The 17,624-nt window shown below is 72.4% G+C and carries 19 protein-coding genes and 1 tRNA gene; 7 read left to right on the top strand and 13 right to left on the bottom strand.

The features are described 5' to 3' along the window. Positions 1-4: 4 nt before the first annotated feature. The 4 genes from ACIRBY_RS35535 to ACIRBY_RS35520 are packed head-to-tail and all read right to left on the bottom strand — an operon-like array spanning position 5 to position 3,305. Positions 5-988 (bottom strand): VlmB-like protein, encoded by a 984-nt coding sequence (locus ACIRBY_RS35535; RefSeq protein ID WP_403908575.1) that lies wholly within the window; start codon positions 986-988, stop codon positions 5-7. Further along, positions 985-1,578, bottom strand: coding sequence for a flavin reductase family protein (locus tag ACIRBY_RS35530; RefSeq protein WP_403908573.1), 594 nt, complete (start codon positions 1,576-1,578; stop codon positions 985-987). The genes ACIRBY_RS35535 and ACIRBY_RS35530 overlap by 4 nt, the downstream gene beginning before the upstream one ends. Then, a complete protein-coding gene (locus ACIRBY_RS35525; RefSeq protein ID WP_403908571.1) occupies positions 1,575-2,114 on the bottom strand; it encodes a hypothetical protein in 540 nt (179 codons plus the stop codon). The genes ACIRBY_RS35530 and ACIRBY_RS35525 overlap by 4 nt, the downstream gene beginning before the upstream one ends. A 51-nt stretch (positions 2,115-2,165) precedes the next feature. After that, on the bottom strand, positions 2,166-3,305 hold the full coding sequence (locus ACIRBY_RS35520) for an acyl-CoA dehydrogenase family protein (protein ID WP_403908569.1): 1,140 nt from the start codon (positions 3,303-3,305) through the stop codon (positions 2,166-2,168). Between the two features lie 257 nt (positions 3,306-3,562). On the opposite strand from ACIRBY_RS35520, the gene ACIRBY_RS35515 reads away from it, so the two are divergent. The 4 genes from ACIRBY_RS35515 (at position 3,563) to ACIRBY_RS35500 (ending at position 6,239) form a co-directional block, all read left to right on the top strand. Then, positions 3,563-4,576 carry a bifunctional lysylphosphatidylglycerol flippase/synthetase MprF gene (locus tag ACIRBY_RS35515; RefSeq protein ID WP_403908567.1) on the top strand — a complete coding sequence of 338 codons (1,014 nt, stop codon included), beginning with the start codon at positions 3,563-3,565 and terminating at the stop codon, positions 4,574-4,576. Positions 4,577-4,590: 14 nt separating this feature from the next. Next, complete coding sequence (locus tag ACIRBY_RS35510; RefSeq protein WP_403908565.1) at positions 4,591-4,743, top strand: hypothetical protein; 153 nt, start codon at positions 4,591-4,593, stop codon at positions 4,741-4,743. Positions 4,744-4,977: 234 nt separating this feature from the next. Next, positions 4,978-5,700, top strand: a complete 723-nt coding sequence (locus tag ACIRBY_RS35505; protein WP_403908563.1) for a hypothetical protein — start codon at positions 4,978-4,980, stop codon at positions 5,698-5,700. A gap of 95 nt (positions 5,701-5,795) precedes the next feature. Beyond that, on the top strand, positions 5,796-6,239 hold the full coding sequence (locus tag ACIRBY_RS35500; RefSeq protein WP_403908561.1) for a hypothetical protein: 444 nt from the start codon (positions 5,796-5,798) through the stop codon (positions 6,237-6,239). A gap of 70 nt (positions 6,240-6,309) precedes the next feature. Here ACIRBY_RS35500 and ACIRBY_RS35495 read toward each other — a convergent pair whose 3' ends face one another. From ACIRBY_RS35495 to ACIRBY_RS35485, 3 genes are all read right to left on the bottom strand, one after another. Next, positions 6,310-6,978: a hypothetical protein gene (locus tag ACIRBY_RS35495; RefSeq protein ID WP_403908559.1), complete on the bottom strand. Its 669-nt coding sequence runs from the start codon at positions 6,976-6,978 to the stop codon at positions 6,310-6,312. Between the two features lie 3 nt (positions 6,979-6,981). Then, entirely contained in the window at positions 6,982-8,073 is a 1,092-nt protein-coding gene (locus ACIRBY_RS35490) for an iron-containing redox enzyme family protein (protein WP_403908557.1), read from the bottom strand. 262 nt (positions 8,074-8,335) lie between these two features. After that, positions 8,336-8,420 (bottom strand) — tRNA-Lys (locus tag ACIRBY_RS35485). Between the two features lie 177 nt (positions 8,421-8,597). On the opposite strand from ACIRBY_RS35485, the gene ACIRBY_RS35480 reads away from it, so the two are divergent. Continuing rightward, a complete protein-coding gene (locus ACIRBY_RS35480; protein WP_403908555.1) occupies positions 8,598-9,017 on the top strand; it encodes a hypothetical protein in 420 nt (139 codons plus the stop codon). Between the two features lie 62 nt (positions 9,018-9,079). Here the strand turns inward: ACIRBY_RS35480 and ACIRBY_RS35475 are convergent, their stop codons facing one another. Next, on the bottom strand, positions 9,080-9,436 hold the full coding sequence (locus ACIRBY_RS35475; RefSeq protein WP_079432288.1) for a nuclear transport factor 2 family protein: 357 nt from the start codon (positions 9,434-9,436) through the stop codon (positions 9,080-9,082). A gap of 298 nt (positions 9,437-9,734) precedes the next feature. Between ACIRBY_RS35475 and ACIRBY_RS35470 the strand changes: the two genes are divergently transcribed. Continuing rightward, the gene (locus ACIRBY_RS35470) at positions 9,735-11,015 is read left to right on the top strand and encodes a pyridoxal phosphate-dependent decarboxylase family protein (RefSeq protein WP_403908553.1); all 1,281 of its coding nucleotides are present in this window, start codon (positions 9,735-9,737) and stop codon (positions 11,013-11,015) included. A gap of 119 nt (positions 11,016-11,134) precedes the next feature. Here ACIRBY_RS35470 and ACIRBY_RS35465 read toward each other — a convergent pair whose 3' ends face one another. The 5 genes from ACIRBY_RS35465 to ACIRBY_RS35445 all read right to left on the bottom strand — a co-directional run bounded on the left by ACIRBY_RS35465 (position 11,135) and on the right by ACIRBY_RS35445 (position 16,985). Then, positions 11,135-11,509, bottom strand: coding sequence for a GNAT family N-acetyltransferase (locus ACIRBY_RS35465; RefSeq protein ID WP_403908667.1), 375 nt, complete (start codon positions 11,507-11,509; stop codon positions 11,135-11,137). A gap of 177 nt (positions 11,510-11,686) precedes the next feature. Next, the gene (locus ACIRBY_RS35460) at positions 11,687-12,322 is read right to left on the bottom strand and encodes a glyoxalase (RefSeq protein WP_403908551.1); all 636 of its coding nucleotides are present in this window, start codon (positions 12,320-12,322) and stop codon (positions 11,687-11,689) included. 75 nt (positions 12,323-12,397) lie between these two features. Continuing rightward, on the bottom strand, positions 12,398-14,107 hold the full coding sequence (locus ACIRBY_RS35455; RefSeq protein ID WP_403908549.1) for a nitrite/sulfite reductase: 1,710 nt from the start codon (positions 14,105-14,107) through the stop codon (positions 12,398-12,400). Positions 14,108-14,130: 23 nt separating this feature from the next. Beyond that, positions 14,131-15,306, bottom strand: coding sequence for a hypothetical protein (locus ACIRBY_RS35450; RefSeq protein ID WP_403908547.1), 1,176 nt, complete (start codon positions 15,304-15,306; stop codon positions 14,131-14,133). Then, positions 15,303-16,985, bottom strand: coding sequence for a hypothetical protein (locus ACIRBY_RS35445; protein ID WP_403908545.1), 1,683 nt, complete (start codon positions 16,983-16,985; stop codon positions 15,303-15,305). Before ACIRBY_RS35445 ends, ACIRBY_RS35450 begins: the two co-directional genes overlap by 4 nt. A 367-nt stretch (positions 16,986-17,352) precedes the next feature. Between ACIRBY_RS35445 and ACIRBY_RS35440 the strand changes: the two genes are divergently transcribed. Next, on the top strand, positions 17,353-17,624 hold a 272-nt coding region (locus tag ACIRBY_RS35440; RefSeq protein ID WP_403908543.1), incomplete at its 3' end, for a phosphoadenosine phosphosulfate reductase family protein.

The raw sequence follows: 17,624 nt of genomic DNA, 5'->3' as shown, positions 1-17,624 counted from the left end.
GGGACTACCTCGGGTGGGTGCGGATCAGGTCGACGGCCTCCGGGATGCCCATGTACGGCAGCCGCACCTCGGCCATGTCGTCCGTCCACCGCTCGGCGAGGTCGTAGCGCTCCTTCGGGGTGGTCTCCAGCAGCCTGCAGCCGGGGAACACCTCGTAGTCCTTGAGCAGCTCGGCGTGGACGAACATGCCCTGCTGGAACAGCTCCTCGCGCTCCAGCACGAACTCCTCCGACGGCAGCTCGTCCCACAGCTGCCGGCCGCGCCGGATCAGCTCGATCAGCCGGGGCCGGTACGAGGGGTTGCGCGCGAGGTGCTCGCGGACGATCGAGCTGCCGACGGTCAAGTGGCGGATCTCGTCGATGGACGCCCCGCGGGCGATCTCGGCGGCCGCCGGGTCGAGCAGCGTCCACTTGCGCTCGCTGAGCTCGGCGGCCGGCGCCAGCACGCCCTCGATGACGATGGTGAACACCGCGACCGCGCCGATGAAGTCGCCCTCGTCGCGCACGACGGTCGTGGCGAACTCGGCGATCGGGTTCAGCACGCGCCGCGTGTAGTCGGTGCCCTGCTCCCTGATGAACTCCAGCAGCCCCGCCTCGGGCACCCCGAGGTCCACCAGGTGCTTGCGGAAGATCATCGCGTGCCGGGCCTCGTCCACCACCTGGGTGGTGAAGAACTCCTGCTCGACGACGCCGGGCGCGCCGATCACGTAGTGGGACAGCACGTTCACGGCCCGGGACTCGGCCAGCGACCGGTTGCCCAGCTCCAGCACGAGCGCCTCGCGCAGCGGACCCTCCTCGCGCATGTGCGCGGGGGTGACGGCGTCGTGCCCGGCCTCGGCCCGCCCGCGCAGGGTCCCCTGGGCCACGGCCGACAGCCAGTACCCCAGGTCGCACTCCTCGGCGGTCAGGGTCATCTCCTGGGCGCCGTCGAGCAGGTTGGGCGCGCGGTCCCAGTCGGCCTCGACGGGGATCTGCGGAAGGGTGGTCATGACGCAACCTCACTGGGAGAAGCGGGAACGGAGACGGAAGCGGCAGGGGTGACGCAGGCGCTGTGCATGCGGCCGGCGAAGCTGAGCATCGGGGAGTCGACGGTGTGCGAGCCGCCCGTGACCTCGGCGAGGAGCATGTCGTGGTCGCCGACCTGGTGCCAGCCGAGGACCCGGCAGGCCATGTGGGCGAGGCTGCCGCCGATCAGCGGGGCCCCGGTGAGCGGGTCCGTGGACCAGTCGAAGCCCTCGAACTGCGCGTCGCCGAGCGGGCGCTGCGGGTTGGCGAAGCGGCGGGCGACGTCCTGCTGGGCCGAGCCGAGGACGTTCACCGAGAAGCGGCCGGCCCGGCGGACCATCGACGCGAACGTCGAGGTGGGCCGCAGGCAGGCGCCCAGGACCAGGGGGTCGCGGGAGAGGGTGACCACGGCGCTGGCGGTGGTGCCGTGCCGGACGCCGTCCCGGCTGACGGTCAGCACCGTCACGCTCGACGCCAGCCGGCGCAGGGCCAGCCGGGCCGCGTCGGGGTCCTCGTACCCCTCGGCGGCCGCCGAGGGCGAGCGGTCCGTCAGCCAGGCGGGGTAGCGGCTCACCGGTTCACCCCGACGGCCGGAGCGGAGACGCCCGTCGCGGCGAGGGTCGCGGGGTGCTCGTCGTACGGCAGCGGGACCGGGCCGTCGGTGGCCGAGCGGCGCTTGAGCATGGCCGTCAGCTGGTGCACCAGCGGGGTGTCCTCCGGCTCGAAGGGAAGCCCGAACGGCTTGAGGAAGTTGCCGAAGACGCCCCGGTCGCCGAAGACGTGGAACGGCAGGGCCAGCAGCGCCCACTCGGGCCCGATCAGCCACATCCACAGCAGGCCGACCGCGGCCACGCTGAGCAGGCTGTGCATCGAGTTGTACAGGACGTAGAACGCCTTGTGGATCTGCTTGTCCGGGCTGCGCCGGTAGGCGATCGCGCCCGGGATGTAGCCGACCAGGTCGATGTACAGGAACAGGCCGATCGCCGCGAACCAGTTGATGTCCATGAAGTGCCACAGGATGAACCCGATCGTCACGGCGAACGCGACCAGGTACTCCAGGCGGTGCAGGTTGAAGGTGACCGGCGATTCCACCGGGTTCTTGATGTCCATGAGGGGTGTCCTTACTGCGGGCGGGCCGCGCGACGGGATGCTGCCGGTGGGTCAGGACAGGCGCAGCGGGCCGCCGGCGAAGTACTCGGCCAGCTCCGCGGCCACGCTCGCGCGCGACGGCGGGTGGAAGGCCAGGGCGCGGACCGCGGAGGCCAGGTAGGCCACGTCACCCGAACGGATGAAGGCCATCCCGCCGAGCATCTCCACGGCCTGGTCGACGGTCCGGGACAGCAGGTCCTGCGTGGCGTAGCGGGCGGTCAGCACCGCCGCCACCGCCTCGTCGCCCCCGGTGCCGTCCTCCAGGGAGCGGGCCGCGCCCTCCACGAGGGAGACCGCCGCGTCCATCCGGACCGCCAGCTCCGCCCGCTCCGAGGCGCTGCCCCGCCCGCCGGCCAGCACCTGCGCGACCAGCGTGGACGCGGCGCCGACGTACGCGGAGGTGGCGAGGAGCTCGAACCAGGTGAACCCGGCCGTCTGGAGGTCGTCGAGCCGGTCGGCGTCCTCGGGGGTGCTGTGGATGACGAGGTCCTCGGGGACCTCCACGTCGGTGAGCCGGACCTCGTGGCTCTGCGAGGCGGCCAGCACCGGAGTGGCCCAGAACGGCCGGGTCTCCACACCGGGGGAGGAGGCCGGGATCAGCATCAGCGCCAGCGCGGAGCGCCCGTCCTCCTCCGTCACCTGCACGCTGGCCGTCAGCACGTCCATCGAACCGGACAGGCTGCAGGGCTTCTTCGCGCCGTTGACCCGGTAGCCGCCCGGGGTGCGCTCGGCGACGACGGAGGGCGCCAGGATGTTCTGGTCGGTCCGCCCCTCGGCCCAGCCGGACGCCAGCAGCAGTCCGTCGGAGGCCACCGCGGACATCAGCTTCAGCTGGGCCGGGGTCAGCCGGTCGGCGGCCTCCGCCAGCCGGAACAGCATCGCCACCGTGAAGTGGTGCATCGTCGTGGCCACGCCCAGCGAGGGCGAGACGGAGGCGATCGCCCGCTGCACCCGGACCGCCTCCAGCGGACCGGCGGCCGCACCGCCGAACGCGGCCGGCACGAGCAGCCCGGGCCCGCCGTGCTCGCGGTACAGCTCCAGCACCGGGCTGTCCGCGGCCTCCCGGGCCGTGAGCGGCAGCTCTTCGAGTGCGTCGAGAAGACCTGCGTGGAATTGCTCGCAGATCCCGCGCGCTGTCGTCAGGGAACGCATCGCCGTGTTCTCCTCGGGCTCTCTCGGGCTCTCTGGGATTTCGCGTCCGGATCTTCGGGATTCCCGTCGGTCCGAAAGTCGAATATGCAGGGGAGAGTCTTCCAGTCGTCATCTGACTGAGGCCTGACGCTCATCTGACCAGCGGTTTTGCCTGACCCTCCCCTGACGGGCGGCTGACCGCGGGCGGCTGCGGCCTTGTGGGGCCCGGCGGCCCGTGCCATAAGTAGCGGTAGTGCTGCCGCGAGAATGGATTTCACATGACCGGAACGATTCTGGAGACGGATGTCGCGCTCGACGCCATCCGGCAGTACGCGGACGCCGGAAATCCGAGCGCGTATTTCGCCTTCAGTGACGGGAACAGCTATTTCCGGCTCCCGGACGGGCCCGGAGTGATCGTCTACCGGCCCGTCGGCCGCTACCTCGTCCAGTTCGGCGGCCCGTTCGCCCCCTTCTCCCCCGCCGGCCCGGGCGGCCCCCGTGGCCGCCTGCTGGCCGCGTTCAGGGCCTTCGCCGCCGAGCAGGGGCGCGAGATCGTGTCCGTACAGCTCCAGGGCGCGGACGCCGACGTCTACGTCGACCAGGGCTTCACCGTGAACCAGATGGGCGCCTCGTACGCCGTCGACCTGGAGGCCTTCACCCTGGCCGGCACGAAGTTCATGCAGCTGCGCAACAAGATCTCCCGCGCCCTGCGCAGCGGCCTGGAGATCAAGGAAGTCCCCTACGAGGACCACGCCGGGCAGATCGAGGCGCTGGACGCCGCCTGGCTCTCCACCAAGGGCGAGGGCGTCAAGCCCCTGGAGTTCCTCGTCGGCCAGACCGGCGGCCGCTACCAGCACCTGCGCCGGCTCTTCGCCGCCCTGCGCGACGGCGAGCTGATCGGCTACGTCTCCTACGCCCCGGTGTACGGGCCGCAGCCGGGCTGGATGCACGACCTGAGCCGCCGGCAGCCCGACTCCCCGCCCGGGGTGATGGAGGCCCTCAACAAGGCCGCGATCGACGTGTTCACGGCCGAGGGGACCCGCTGGCTGCACTTCGGGTTCACCCCCTTCACCTCCCTGACGGCCCCGCAGTTCCCGGGCCACAGCCTGGGCTTCCACTGGTTCATGGAGCACCTGTGGGAGCACGGCGCGCACATCTACCCGGCGCGCACCCAGCTGGAGTACAAGCAGAAGTGGGCGCCCTCCGCCGTACTGCCGGAGTACATCGCCTTCCAGCACGGCGCGAGCCTGCCCGCGCTGGTCCACGTCTTCCGCGCCTGCAACGCGGTCTGAGAGGGAGGCAGACGATGACGACGTCCGAGGAGATCCGGGCCCAGGGCCTGCTGGTCGTGGACCGCTTCCAGTCCTGCGCGGCCGCCCCCGACGACCTGGAGGCCGCCCGCCTCTGCGACGAGGACCTCACCCGCCTGGACGCCATGCTCCGCGCGGCGGGGGAGTAGCACCCCGCGGAAGGACCCCGCCGGCACGTCCGGCGGGGTCCTTCCGCGTGCCCGCGCGCCCCGCGTCCGGACGGGCCTGGACGAACGGCCGAAATGCCGGCCGGACCCCTGGGACGATCACACGCATACGCGACCAATTGCTTTGCCCTCCCCCGGGAGCGCGGGTAGGTTCACCCGAGCACGTGACATCAACTCTCCATGGGGGGAAGAGCTTTGAAGGTCCGTCAGATAGCTGTGGTCTTCGCTGCCGCAGCAGCGCTCGTCATCGGAACCACCCAGGCCGCCGGCGCCGCGACAGCGGGCCCGGCCCAGGGGCGGGGCAACGCGGAACAGCAGCGGGAGCAGGGCGAGCGGGCGGCCAAGGCCGGCCGCGCCCGCACCGGCGACGTGATCGCCACCTACAAGGGGAAGAAGATCAACCTCAGCAAGGACGGATGGTCCACCGCACAGGTGTGTTCGGAGTACCCGGACCTCTCCGTGAAGTGCTTCGACTCCGAGGCGGAGTCGGCCGCCGACATCGCGGCCTACTCCGCGGCCCACGAACCCGGCTCCGCGAACGCCCTGCCGACGGCCCCCGCGGGCCGCAGCACGCTCAAGCCGCAGGCCGAGGAGGCGCAGCGGAACGGCGCGCAGCCCGTCGCGGCCGTGGACGGCGACGGGACGCCGACCTGCGGGTTCGGGTGGACCTGCCTGTGGCAGGACGCCGGCTGGTACGGCCGCAAGCTCCAGTGGTCCGCGGACGGTTCGAAGAACCTCGGCGACTGGAGCTTCCGTGACAAGGCCTCGTCCACCTGCAACAACGACGAGATAGGCGGGATGAGCCTGTACGACTGGCGCACCGGGATGCCGGACCCCGAGATCATCACCGCCCTCGGCTACTGCCTGAAGAACCTCCACGTCTACGGCTACCCGTACGGCGGCAACTGGGGCGACAAGGCCGACGAGCTCGTCATGTGACATCCCGCTCGGGGCTGTCACCGCGCCCCCGTACGGATACCGTGCGGGGGCGCGCTCGTCCGGATCCGCCCGACCGTCACCGGAAGGCCCCCCAGATGCCCGTACCCGCACGCCACGCCGCCGCTCTCGTCCTGGCCGCCCTGCTGGGCGCCGCCGGATGCTCCGTGACCTCGACCCCGGAGTCCGGGACGGGGATCCCCGCCCATCTGCCCGCGCCCGATCCCCACGGGGCCTACACGCCGGAGGACGCGGCCCGGGCGGCCGCGTTCGCCGAGTGGGCCGGGGGCACCGCGCACGCCGAGTGGGCCGGGGCGGTCGCCCGGGTCAAGGCGGTGCAGGTGGTGGAAGCGGGGGACGAGCAGCACGTCCACCTCCACACCACGCTGCCCCGGGCCGAGGGCGGCGTCCCGCCCGCCGGGACCGCGGAGGTGCTCGCCGCCTACGGGGAGTGGCCGCAGCGGCCCGCCGGGGCGGTGCTCGTCGGCGTCTTCGACGGCGACGGGGGACGCGTGGGAAGTGCCGGAGTCGCCCCGCGGTGAGGGACCGCGCGGAGGCGGGGAAGCCGGGGTGGATCCCCGTCCTCCCCGCCCCGTCCTCCCCGCCCCGTGCTCAGCGCAGGGCGGGGCGGGTGCTGATCAGGGTGCCGGCCGGGCCGCGGACCAGCATCGGGCGGCGGCGCAGGGCCGGTTGCGGGCCGGACGGGCGCAGGACGTGGGCGACCAGCAGGTCCTGTACGGCCGGGCCGCCGGGGCCGGCCACCAGCTCGTGCCCGTCGTACGCGACCACCCGCCGGTCGAACAGCAGCCCCTGCCCCGGAGCCGGTTCCGCCTCCAGCAGGGGTACGCGCGGCCCGGTGCCGTACAGCCGGGACCGGCCCGTCCCGCCCCCGGTCCGCCCGACCACCGCCACGAGGGCGAACTCGCAGGCGTCCGGCACCGGTCCGGGCAGCCGTACCGGGACCGTCGCCCCCGCGGGCGCCACGGTCCGCACCCGGTGCAGCTCGATCAGCCGGTCCGCGTGGACGTCCAGCCAGGGCCCGCACAGGGCGCGCCGCAGCAGTGCGCAGAGCCCGGTCGTGAGCCGCCGGTCGGCGCCCGCGTCCGGGACGACGCCAGCGACGCCGTACGGCACGGCGGGCCGGAACAGCCAGTCGTCGTCCGCCGTCCAGGACATCCGCAGTCGCAGGGCCGGCTGCGGAGGGCCGGGGAAGCCGGCCGCGACCACCCCCGGCACGGGGTCCAGACCGACCAGCGCGAAGCCGTGCTCCCGCAGGGACACGGCTCAGCCCGCGGCGACGGGCGTGCGCTCGGCGGAGAGCCGGGCCAGGTCCAGGCGCTCGTCGAGGTGGCGGGCGGAGGAGTTGGCGCGCCACAGCGCGCCGCGGGCGATGCCCCGGCGCATGTAGGCGGTGTCGGCGCTCGGGATGACCACGTTGTGGAACCAGCCCGCCGCGTGCTGCGAGTCGATGGTGATGTGCAGCCGGTGGTAGGTGATGCCGACCTCGGGCAGGCCGAGGCGCTCCCAGGCGCGGACGACGTTGCGGAACCGGTCGGGGGCCAGCCATTCGGTCATGCCGAGGAAGCCGACCGCCTCCGGGTACAGGTGCCGGTAGCGGCACAGCAGCACCGCGAGGTTGCCGGAGTGCAGGTCGGTGGTGGTCATGGCGGCCTCGAGGTCCTCGTTGCGGACGTCGAAGACCTCGTAGATCTTGTTGAAGAGGTGGGTGTGCACGGCCTCGGGGTCGCCGTTGCCCATCTCGTCCCAGTAGTTGGCGGCGATCTCCATCTTGCTGGCGCCGGCCGTGCCGATCTGCATCATCGCGAGGAAGTCGTCGAAACGGCCGTCGATCAGGGACTCCTGGATGACGTACGTGCGCAGGTCCTCCTCGCGCGCCTCGCGGTTGATGAAGTCCGTGTAGTAGGGGTGCTTGAAGGCGCGGTGCTTGCGGACCAGGCCCTTCAGCCAGGACAGGAACGCCTTGGGCTCGGTGGGCGCGGACTCCAGCAGGCCGGGCTCCAGGTGGGCGTCCTCGGCGGCCAGGGTGGCGTTCTCCAGCAGGCGGGTCACCTCGTGCAGCAGCACCGAGCCCTCGGCGCTCGGCCGGTCGGGGATCTGCATCACGGTCTGGTAGATGCGCGAGAGCAGGAGCTGCTGGTGGTAGTGGGCGTCCTCGCGGGCGGGGCCGGCCACGGCCGCCGCGTTGAGGTCGGTGACGGCCTCGACGATACGGGCGCGCTCGCCCAGGAACTTGGCGTCGATCTCGTCGGCGTCGACGGTCAGCCAGGACGAGATCTCGTCCACGAGCGCGGCGGCGTCCGTCCTGCGGAGCACGGGAACGGTGTGGTGGTCGCTGCTGGGCAACTGCGTCTCCATGTCTGTCGGGGTCGCTCGGGAAAGCGACGCCTGTTCGGGTCGCGCCGGGCTGGGGAAGGGAACGTGCGGATCCGTCGACGGGACCCCCGGACGGGAGGGGCCGGAAGGGGCCGGAAAGGGCCGGATACGGTCGCCCCGCGGGTCCGGGGAGGACGAGACGGGCGCGTGGGGAGGCCCTGTCGGGCGGTCCGGGCGCCGCATGCCAAAGACACGCGCATCCCTGGTATCGGATCGGGATGCGCGTGCCTGGGATGAGCACCTGCGGAGAGGGCAGGATTCGAACCTGCGTGGGCAGAGCCCGTCCGGCGAAGAGCCGGACCCCATTCGGCCGCTTTGGGTACCTCTCCTTCGGCCTTTCTTGTGCCATCAGCTTGGCACGCGGCGGCTGACACGGGGCTGATGGATATCTGAGACGGAATTCCCCCGTCGGCCCCGAGCGGTCAGGGGCCCATCAGCGCCGGCTGGGATAGTGAGGGGCGATCGATCCCGACCTGATCCCGACTTCACGCACACAGGGAGTTCCCGTGGCCGCCGAGACCGCCGCCGAGACCGCCGTCGAAACCACCGCCGAGACCGCCAAAATCGCCGTTTCCCGCCTCTACAACGACGAGAACGGCGAATCGCATTTCATCGACGAGACCCTGGAGGTGACGGCCCTCAATTTCGCCCCGCCGGCGCCGTCGCTCTTCGTCTCCGACGGCATACCGGCCAAGCAGGCCGTGTACCTGTACATCCCGGCGGGGTGGTTCGGCGACTTCCACCCGGCCCCGCGCCGCCAGATCATGACCCTGGTCAGCGGCAAGATGGAGTGCGGCGTCAGCGACGGCACCTGGCGCACCTTCGTCCCCGGCAACACCCAGCTGGTCGAGGACACGGTGGGCAAGGGACACGCCACGAAGGCCCTGGAGGACTGCGTGATGATCGTCTCCCAGCTGGCCGACTGATCCGCCGCCACATGCGGAAGGGGGCCCGGGCCGACAGGCCCGGGCCCCCTTCCCGTGTGCCGTCAGCCCTTGACGTAGCCGAAGCTCTCGACGAGCTTCCCGCCCTCCAGGCGGTGCACGTTCACCCCGCGGACGAAGTCCTTCGGACCACCGCCCCAGCGCAGCGTCCAGCGGCAGACGGAACGCTCGCCGGCCACCCAGACGTCCTCCACCTCGAAGGTCATGTGCTCGTTGCCTGCGATCGCGGTCCAGAACTGCAGACATTCGTCGTAACCGACGTGCTTGGTGCCGTCGGGGGCCGGTCCGGAGTTCTCCAGCCGGCAGTTCTCGCCGAGGATGTCCTTCAGCAGGCCGGGGTCGTGCAGCTGGAATGCCTGGTTGAACTGTTCGATAACCTTGCGGGTCTGCTCGTCGGACATTGGAACTCCTCAAGTCTCATGACTCTGCACGGATGGCGGACCGTCGGACCGGCCGGACTGACCGCACCGGCCGGGGCCACAGGAGAAAGTAATACAGTCCAACGGCTCCCTGTCCAAGCCTTTGGAAGTTCCGGCCATTTGAGTCAGTCGCACGTCAGTGCCAGCCGCCTAGCTTTGTACTATGACCACAGCAGACGGTGCACCTCTCGCATTGGCCTATCAGCAGGCCATCGAATATCTGGCGGGTCTCGCCGATCGGCCGGTGGGTGCCACTGCCGGCTCCGAACAATTGCTGAAAATGTTCGGTGGCCCCCTGCCCGCCGGACCGGCCGACCCGGCCGGGACCATCGAGGTCATCGGCCGCGCGGTGGCCGAGGGCGGCATCCCGACGGCCAACGGCCCCCGCTACTTCGGCTACGTCACCGGCGGCACCCTGCCGGTCGCCATCGCCACGGACTGGCTGGTGGCCGCCTACGACCAGACCGCCAGCCTCTACAACCTCTCCCCGGCCATCGCCGTGGCCGAGGACGTCGCCGCCCAGTGGGTCCTCGAACTCCTCGGCCTGCCCGCGCACGCCTCCGTCGGCTTCCCCACCGGCTGCACCATGGCCCACCTGACCTCGCTCGCGGCCGCCCGCCACAAGCTCCTCGCCGAGGCCGGCTGGGACGTGGAGCGCGAGGGCCTGGGCGGCGCCCCGGACGTGGCCGTCGTCGCGGGCGCCCAGCACCACATGACCATCGACCTCGCCGCCCGCTACCTCGGCTTCGGCACGGCCCGCATCCGCAACGTCCCGGTCGACGACAAGGGCCGCATGATCCCCGCCGAACTGGAGCGCACCCTTGCCGGCCTCACCGGCCCGGTGATCGTCTGCGCCCAGATCGGCGACGTCAACTCGGGTGCCATCGACCCCGTCGGCGAGATCTGCGACATCGCCCACCGCCACGGCGCCTGGGTCCACGTCGACGGCGCCTTCGGCCTGTGGGCCGCGGCCAGCCCGAAGCTCCGCCCCCTCGTCGACGGCGTGGAACGGGCCGACTCCTGGGCCCTCGACGCCCACAAGTGGCTCAACGTGCCCTACGACTGCGGCATCGTCGTCATCGCCCACCCCGAGGCCCACCGCGCGGCCATGCTCAACGAACGCGCCGGCTACCTCCCGCCGGGCACCGACGGCGAACGCGACGCCATCGAGTGGGTCCCCGACTTCTCCCGCCGCGCCCGCAGCCTCCCGGTGTGGGCGGCCCTGCGCACCTTGGGCCGCGAGGGCGTGGCCGAACTCGTCGAACGCTGCTGCGACCACGTCCGCCACTTCGCCGAGCGCCTCTCGGGCGTCCCCGGGGTGGAACTCCTCAACGACGTCGTCCTCAACCAGCTCCTGGTCCGCTTCGGCGACGACGACGAGACCACCCGCCGGGTCATCGCCCGCATCCAGCGCAGCGGCGTCTGCTGGTTCGGCGGCACCCTGTGGGAAGGCCGGGCGGCGATGCGCGTCTCGGTCGTCAACTGGCGCACGACCCGCGAGGACGTGGACCGCAGCGCGGACGTCATCCTGGAATCCCTGGCCGCAGAACTGACCCCCTGACCCCTCGACCACCCCCCACCCCCCCCGGCCGGCCCCGACCCCCCGGGCCCGGCCGGGGGTGCGTGTCAGACCTCGCCGGCGGTCATGCCGCAGAGGGGGATGGCTTGTCATGGCCGAGGTCAGGGCAGGTCTCGGACCATGACCGCGTAGAGGGGCGAGTCGTCGGAGGGTGTGGCCGCGTCACATCTCTCGTAGCCCCACCTCTCGTACAGGGCCCGGACCTTCGTGTGGGTGGAGTCCACGAGGAGCGTCGCGAAGTCCACCTCGACGGACCGGACCAGCGCGTCGTGGATCCGCTGGGCCCTCCCGGTGCCCTGCCACCGGGGCACCACCATCAGCTCGGACAGCGCGAAGATCCGCCCGCGCACGCCGTCGGGCCGATCGGCTCCCTTCCACCACCCGCCGGGCTTGAACTTCGACCCGTACGCGTACCCGACGGGGCTGCCGTCCTCCCACCCCGAGACGCACGTCCAGTCCTCGCGCCCCGACCACAGGTCGACGAAGTAGGAGAACCGCTCGCGCGGGTGAAAGGGGTCGGGATCGCCCTCGTTGCGGCGCGCTCGCGTCGATGGCAGCGAAGGCGGCCAGGCAGCGTCGAACCCGCCTGGTCCTGCCCTCGGCCGCCGCGCGGCACAGGGTGACGTACGGCCGGGGCCGCCTGAGGAGGGCGGCTACGCGGCGGTGGGCTCCCAGGTGAAGCCGTCCGGGTCGGTGAAGGTGTCGGTGGTGCTGCCGAGGACGACGCGGTGCGAGCCGGTGCCGTCGACGGGGACTCCGAGGTCCTTGGCCAGGGCGCGGCGCTTGTAGAGGGCCAGCTTGACGGGGGTGGTGGGGCCGGCGGCGAACTCGACGTACTTGCTGCCGAAGCTCTTGGCGACCGTCAGGCCCCGGTCCGTGTAGAACTGCCTGGTGGTCTTGACCGCCTCGACGCCGAGGAGGAGGACGATCTCGTCGATCCGGCCGGTGTCGGGGGCGGTGTTCTTCTTTTCCGAGGTGGCGATCTTCCAGATCGTGCCGTCCGGGGCCCGGACGACGCCGCCGTAGCCCCACAGGGACTTCGTGGCCGGCTTGAGGACGGTGGCGCCGGCGTCCACGGCAGCGTTGAAGAAGCCGTCGACGGTGGCGGGGTTGGAGACCGTGAGGCCCAGGGTGAAGCCGCGGAATCCGGTGGTGTGGGCCTCGGACGGCCGCAGGTGTACGTGGGCGCCGACGCCGAAGGCGGTGTAGAAGTGGCGGGCGGCGTCGACGTCGGCCACCTCGAGGGTGACGGAGGCGAGGGACGTGGTGGTGGAGGCGGTGGTTTCCATGTCCCTCACGCTACGGGCGGCACGGCGGACGGGGCTTCTCGATTCCTGACCGGTCGCCCGCCGCCCGTCCGGCGTCTACTGGAGGTCCGACTCCTCGCAGCGGGCCACCCAGGACGCGAAGGGTTCCTCGGGGGACGTGCGGCCCGCCAGGTAGGCGCGGGTGACGCGTTCCACGTAGTCCGGGAGGTCCGCCGCCGTGGTCTTCAGGCCGCGGAGCTTCTTGCCGAAGCCGCCCTCCTGGTCCGCGGCGAGGGAGAGGCTGCCGCCCAGGTGGACCTGGAAGCCCTCGACCTGGCGGCCGTCCTCGTCCGCCACCAGCTGGCCTTTCAGGCCGATGTCGGCGACCTGCGTGCGGGCGCAGGAGTTGGGGCAGCCGTTGAGGTTGATGTTGAGGCCCGGGAGGTCCGGTTCGCCCGACAGGCGCTTCTCCAGCTCCGCGACCAGCGTCGCCGCCCGTTCCTTCGTCTCGACGATCGCCAGCTTGCAGTACTCGATCCCCGTGCAGGCCATCGTGTTGCGCCGCCAGGGCGAGGGGCGGGCCTGGAGGCCGATCTCCGCCAGGTCGGTGATCAGGGGTTCCGGATCGGCCACGTCCAGGACCAGGAGCTTCTGGTACGGGGTGAGGCGGACCCGGCCGCTGCCGTGGGTCTCGGCCAGGTCGGCCAGGGCTGCGAGCTTCGTGCCCGAGAGGCGGCCGGCGAGGGGGGCCGCCCCGACGTAGGACAGGCCGTCCCGCTGGGGGTGCACGCCGATGTGGTCGATCGGGGCCGGGGGGAGCGCGGGGGCCGGGCCGTCGAGGAGGGGGCGGCCCAGGTACTCCTCCTCCAGGACCCGGCGGAACTTCTCCACGCCCCAGTCGGCCACCAGGAACTTCAGCCGGGCCCGGCCGCGCAGCCGCCGGTAGCCGTAGTCGCGGAAGAGGCGGGCCACCGCCGCCCACACGTCGGGGACGTCGGCGAGGGGGACCCACACCCCGACGTGCTGGGCGAGGATCGGCACCGTGGAGAGGCCGCCGCCGACCCACATGCCGAAGCCGGGGCCGTGCTCGGGGTGGACCGCGCCCAGGAAGGCCAGGTCGTTGATCTCGTACGGGACGTCCGGCAGCCAGGACACCGCCGACTTGTACTTGCGCGGCAGGTTGGAGAGGGAGGGGTCGCCCACGTACCGGGCGGCGATCTCCCGTACCGCCGGGGTCGCGTCGAGCACCTCGTCCGCGCCGACCCCCGCCACCGGGCTGCCGACGATGACGCGCGGGCAGTCTCCGCACGCCTCGGTCGTCGACAGGCCGACCTCCTCCAGCCGCCGCCAGATCGCCGGCACGTCCTCGATCCGGATCCAGTGGAACTGCACGTTCTGGCGGTCCGTGATGTCCGCGGTGTTGCGGGCGAAGCGCATCGAGACGTCGGCGACCGCCCGCAGTTGGGCGGCGTCGAGGGTGCCGCCGTCGCTGCGCACCCGCATCATGAAGTGCTCGTCCTCCAGCTCCTCCGGGGCGAGCGAGCCGGTCTTCCCGCCGTCGATGCCGGGCTTGCGCTGGGTGTACAGCCCCCACCAGCGCATACGGCCGCGCAGGTCGTCGGGGTCGATGCTCGCGAAGCCCTCGCGGGAGTAGACCCGTTCGATGCGTTCTCTGACGAGGAGGGGGTCCTCGACCGCCTTGAACTCCTCGTTGGCGTTGAGGGGGTCGTGCTCGCCCAGGGCCCACTGGCCCTCCGGGCGCTTGGCGGCGGCGGGGCGCGCGGATCTGGCGGTCCGGACCGGCGGCGCGGCGACTGTTTCCGTCATGGTCCTGCTCCTTGTCGTCAGCGTCAGGTGGTGCCGAGGCCCGCGACCGGGACGATCATTCCGCTGGGCAGCCAGTTCGCGGACGCGGTGTGGTGGTGGCCCCCGGCGCCCGCGCCCCCGCTGCCCGGGACGTACAGCACGGCGGCGGCGTAGAGCTTCGCGGGCGCGGGGCCCGCCGAGCCGCGCGCCGCGCGCCAGGCCTCGTACCCGGCGGCGGTCGGCACCTCGCCGGGGAGGCGCTCGCCCAGTGCGGCGGCGTACTCCACCGCGGCCGGGCTGGTCGGGGCGTAGCGCAGCGGGATGAGCTGGCCCGCGCTCGGCGAGAGCAGCGGTGCGGTCAGCAGCCAGGGCGCCAGGTAGGTGCCCTCGGCGACGGTGCGGCCGGCCTCGACGTCGTGGACGGCGGCGTCCGCGCCCGCCCAGCCGGAGGTGACGACCAGCGGGCGGCGGGAGGAGGCGTCGGGGGCGGTGACGGAGATCCCCGCGCGGGCGGCGGCGGTCCGCACCTCGGCGGCCGCGGCCCGCCCGCGCGGCGAGTCGTCCTCGACGAGGGAGACGGCCCGGGTGCCGCGCCCGGCGAGGAAGGAGACGGTCTCCCGCAGCGCGCCCGCGTCCGCCGCCGCCAGGGCGTCGGACGGGCAGCCGGCCGGCGGCTTCGCGCTGCCGCCCAGCAGCGACCCGGCGGCGGCGCTCGCGCACTCGGGCCCGTCGGCGCCCCGCAGCCCGGCCGGGGCCGGGGCGGCCCCCGCCCGCCCGGTGTCCACGGAGAGGGGGGCGACGGCCCCGCCGGCGGAGACCCACACCTGCCCGGGCCCGGCCGGCAGTTCGACCGGGACCCAGGTCAGGGCAGATCCGGGCCGGGGGCCGCCCCGGGCGAGGCGGTCCCGGACGGTTCCGGCGGAGGCGTCGGGGGCGGCGACGGCCACCAGGTTGTACCCGGGCCGGTTCGGCACCACCAGCACCGGCACCCGCTGCCCGCCGAGGCCGACCGAGCCCAGCACCGGGCCGCCGGCCGCCGGGACCGCCGTCCCGCCGCCCGGCGTACCCAGGCTCCCGGCCAGGGCCGCGCAGGCCGCCGCCGCGGCGAAGTACGCCGTGGCGGCGGAGCGGCGGGCGAGCAGCCGCGTCCGCAGGAGCAGCAGCACGCCGAGCGCCAGGGCGGCGGTCAGGACGACCGCCGCCAGGAGGACTGCGTTCACCGCCGGACGACGCTGTCGCTGACCACGAACAGCACGCCGTGCGGCTGCGCGTCGCCGTAGTCGCCGTGCGGCCAGGAGGCCCGGTTGAAGCCGACGCACGGCTTGCCGGTGCTCTCGTCGCGGAAGGACCGGTCGAGGGTCACCCGGCCGCGCCGGTCGAGGTCGAACACGCACACCCGGTGGTCGCCGCCGCCCCCGAAGGACCCGGCGACGAAGTAGTTGGCCACCGCGATCCGGCTGACCTGCGTGGTCTCCCGGTAGACGCCGTCGGCGCCGCGCTTGAAGTTGTCCATGGCGCCCCAGTGCGGGCCGCCGGAGCTGACGTCGCGGATCGGGACGGTGCTCACCAGCTCCGGGCAGTCCCGCTCCCGCCCGCCGCGGCTCGCCTCCGCGAGCTCGTCGACGGAGCACTTCGCGCCGTCGCCGGCCGCGAGCAGCTTCTGGATGTCCAGCACGTAGACCATGCCCGTCGTCTGGTCCAGCGGCTTGCCGTAGGGCACCGACTGGCCCATCACCGTGTGGAAGAGGAACCGGTCGTCGGGGCTGACGGCCAGCCAGCTGCCGTTGTCGCCGCTGCCGGTGACGTCCTTGTCGCTCTGGAAGGTCCGGTAGGCGGTCGTGTCGTCGAAGACCTCCTTCCACTGCGGGGCCGGCGCGGTGATGTCCGGCGTGTAGAAGACGGCTCCGCCCGCCATCGAGGAGACGAACGCGCCCTTGTGGCCGGGCCGGTTGGTGAGCGCGGTCTCCATGACCACGCGGGACTCGCGGAAGAAGGCCCGCTGCTCCTGCGCCCCGCGCGGCCCGTCGGCGACCTTGGACACCGACTTCAGCACGGGGTCGTCGCGCTTGGTGATGTCGAAGACCCGGACGGTCTGGCGGGCCAGGTTCTCCTTCAGCGCCGAGTCCGGCGTCATGAAGTTGCGGGCCTCGGCGAAGTCGCTCGCCACCATGACGTTCAGGTCCTCGCGGACCGCGATGCCGTGCGGGTTGGCGCAGGTCGCGGCCGGCAGCGCCGGGACGTTGCCGCACTGGGCCGGGTCCTCGCCGGCCTCGGTGGCGGCCGGGATCTCGGCGAGGGTCCGGCCGTCCTGCCCGATCCGGACGATCTCGCCGGGCGAGCCGGCGGCGCCGTTGCCGACCCGCACCTGGCCGTTGGTGTAGGTGCAGGGGCCGGTGACGTTCGGTCCGCCCATGTACGTGCCGTACGCGGTGCCGTCGCTCAGCACCTGGTAGGCGTCGGGCAGGGTGCCGCAGGGGGTGTCGGCCGCCGTGTTGACCCCGGCGATGGTCAGCGCGGGCAGGGCCTTCGCGTCGAAGACGAAGGTGGTGTCGCTCATGATGCCGCCGGCGTAGATCCGGTCGCCCTTGTGCCACACGTACTGCATGTGGTGCGGCTCGTTGCCGTTGCCCGGGCCGACGGTCACGGTGTTGGCGACCTTGCCGTACGTGGGGGAGCCCGGGGTCGCGTCGATGACGGTCAGGAAGTCGGGCGCGGGCTGCTTGGCCGGGCCGGCCCAGACCAGCATCCACTGCCGGCCCGGGCCGCCGGCGGGGGCCACCAGGTGGTTGGTCGCCGAGTAGGTGACGCCGTCCGAGCCCTGGAAGGTGGAGGTCCAGGTCTCCGGCGTGCCGGCGGCGGCGGGTTCCGCCGCGGTGAGCATGGAGGCGGTGAGTCCCACCGCCGACAGACAGAGTGCGAGGCGGCGTATCAGCCTTCCTCGGCGCGGTCCTTGCAGGCTCATTTCTCCGCGTGCCCTCTCCGGGGATATCGGACAGAATGTGGGGGGAATCGACGGCGCTATTTCCGGTCACTGTCGCACAGGGGCGCTGGCGGTCCGCTGATGAGCCGCTTACCGGGCCCTGACCGCACTCCGCAAAACCCCAGAAATCAAGGAAACGTACTGGTCAGTGACGTGGAGTGGCTGGTTCGTCCGGAAAATACCCCCGATCAGCGGACCGTCAGTGCTTTATGTGTCGGCATTGCTAATCTCGGCTCAGAAAATTCCTGACCGGTTCGCCGCGTTCCCCTTTTGAAGGAGCCGCCGGGTGACGACGATCCAGGCACACGGAGATAGGAAAGAGCTGGCCGAGCGGGCGGGCCGGGAGCTGGAGGACGCCTCCGCACCGGAGATCCTCACCTGGGCCGCGGACACCTTCGGTGCGAGGTTCTGCGTGACCTCCTCGATGGAGGACGCGGTGGTCGCCCACCTCGCCTCGCGGGTCATGCCCGGGGTGGACGTGGTCTTCCTGGACACCGGCTACCACTTCGAGGAGACGATCGGCACCCGTGACGCGGTCGAGGCCGTGATGGACGTCAA

Origin of the sequence: Streptomyces sp. NPDC096136, from assembly GCF_044763325.1 — a bacterium.
Taxonomy (GTDB): domain Bacteria; phylum Actinomycetota; class Actinomycetes; order Streptomycetales; family Streptomycetaceae; genus Streptomyces.
The sequence above is the reverse complement of the archived record's forward strand: the minus strand, read 5'-3'. Positions and strand labels throughout refer to the sequence as shown.

Bases quoted from the DNA above. Each gene is read 5' to 3' on its own strand.
- ACIRBY_RS35525 (WP_403908571.1), bottom strand. From the start codon at position 2,114: ATGGACATCAAGAACCCGGTGGAATCGCCGGTCACCTTCAACCTGCAC.
- ACIRBY_RS35510 (WP_403908565.1), top strand. From the start codon at position 4,591: ATGACGACGTCCGAGGAGATCCGGGCCCAGGGCCTGCTGGTCGTGGAC.
- ACIRBY_RS35490 (WP_403908557.1), bottom strand. From the start codon at position 8,073: ATGGAGACGCAGTTGCCCAGCAGCGACCACCACACCGTTCCCGTGCTC.
- ACIRBY_RS35475 (WP_079432288.1), bottom strand. From the start codon at position 9,436: ATGTCCGACGAGCAGACCCGCAAGGTTATCGAACAGTTCAACCAGGCA.
- ACIRBY_RS35500 (WP_403908561.1), top strand. From the start codon at position 5,796: ATGCCCGTACCCGCACGCCACGCCGCCGCTCTCGTCCTGGCCGCCCTG.
- ACIRBY_RS35535 (WP_403908575.1), bottom strand. From the start codon at position 988: ATGACCACCCTTCCGCAGATCCCCGTCGAGGCCGACTGGGACCGCGCG.
- ACIRBY_RS35515 (WP_403908567.1), top strand. From the start codon at position 3,563: ATGACCGGAACGATTCTGGAGACGGATGTCGCGCTCGACGCCATCCGG.
- ACIRBY_RS35460 (WP_403908551.1), bottom strand. From the start codon at position 12,322: ATGGAAACCACCGCCTCCACCACCACGTCCCTCGCCTCCGTCACCCTC.
- ACIRBY_RS35520 (WP_403908569.1), bottom strand. From the start codon at position 3,305: ATGCGTTCCCTGACGACAGCGCGCGGGATCTGCGAGCAATTCCACGCA.
- ACIRBY_RS35470 (WP_403908553.1), top strand. From the start codon at position 9,735: ATGTTCGGTGGCCCCCTGCCCGCCGGACCGGCCGACCCGGCCGGGACC.
- ACIRBY_RS35455 (WP_403908549.1), bottom strand. From the start codon at position 14,107: ATGACGGAAACAGTCGCCGCGCCGCCGGTCCGGACCGCCAGATCCGCG.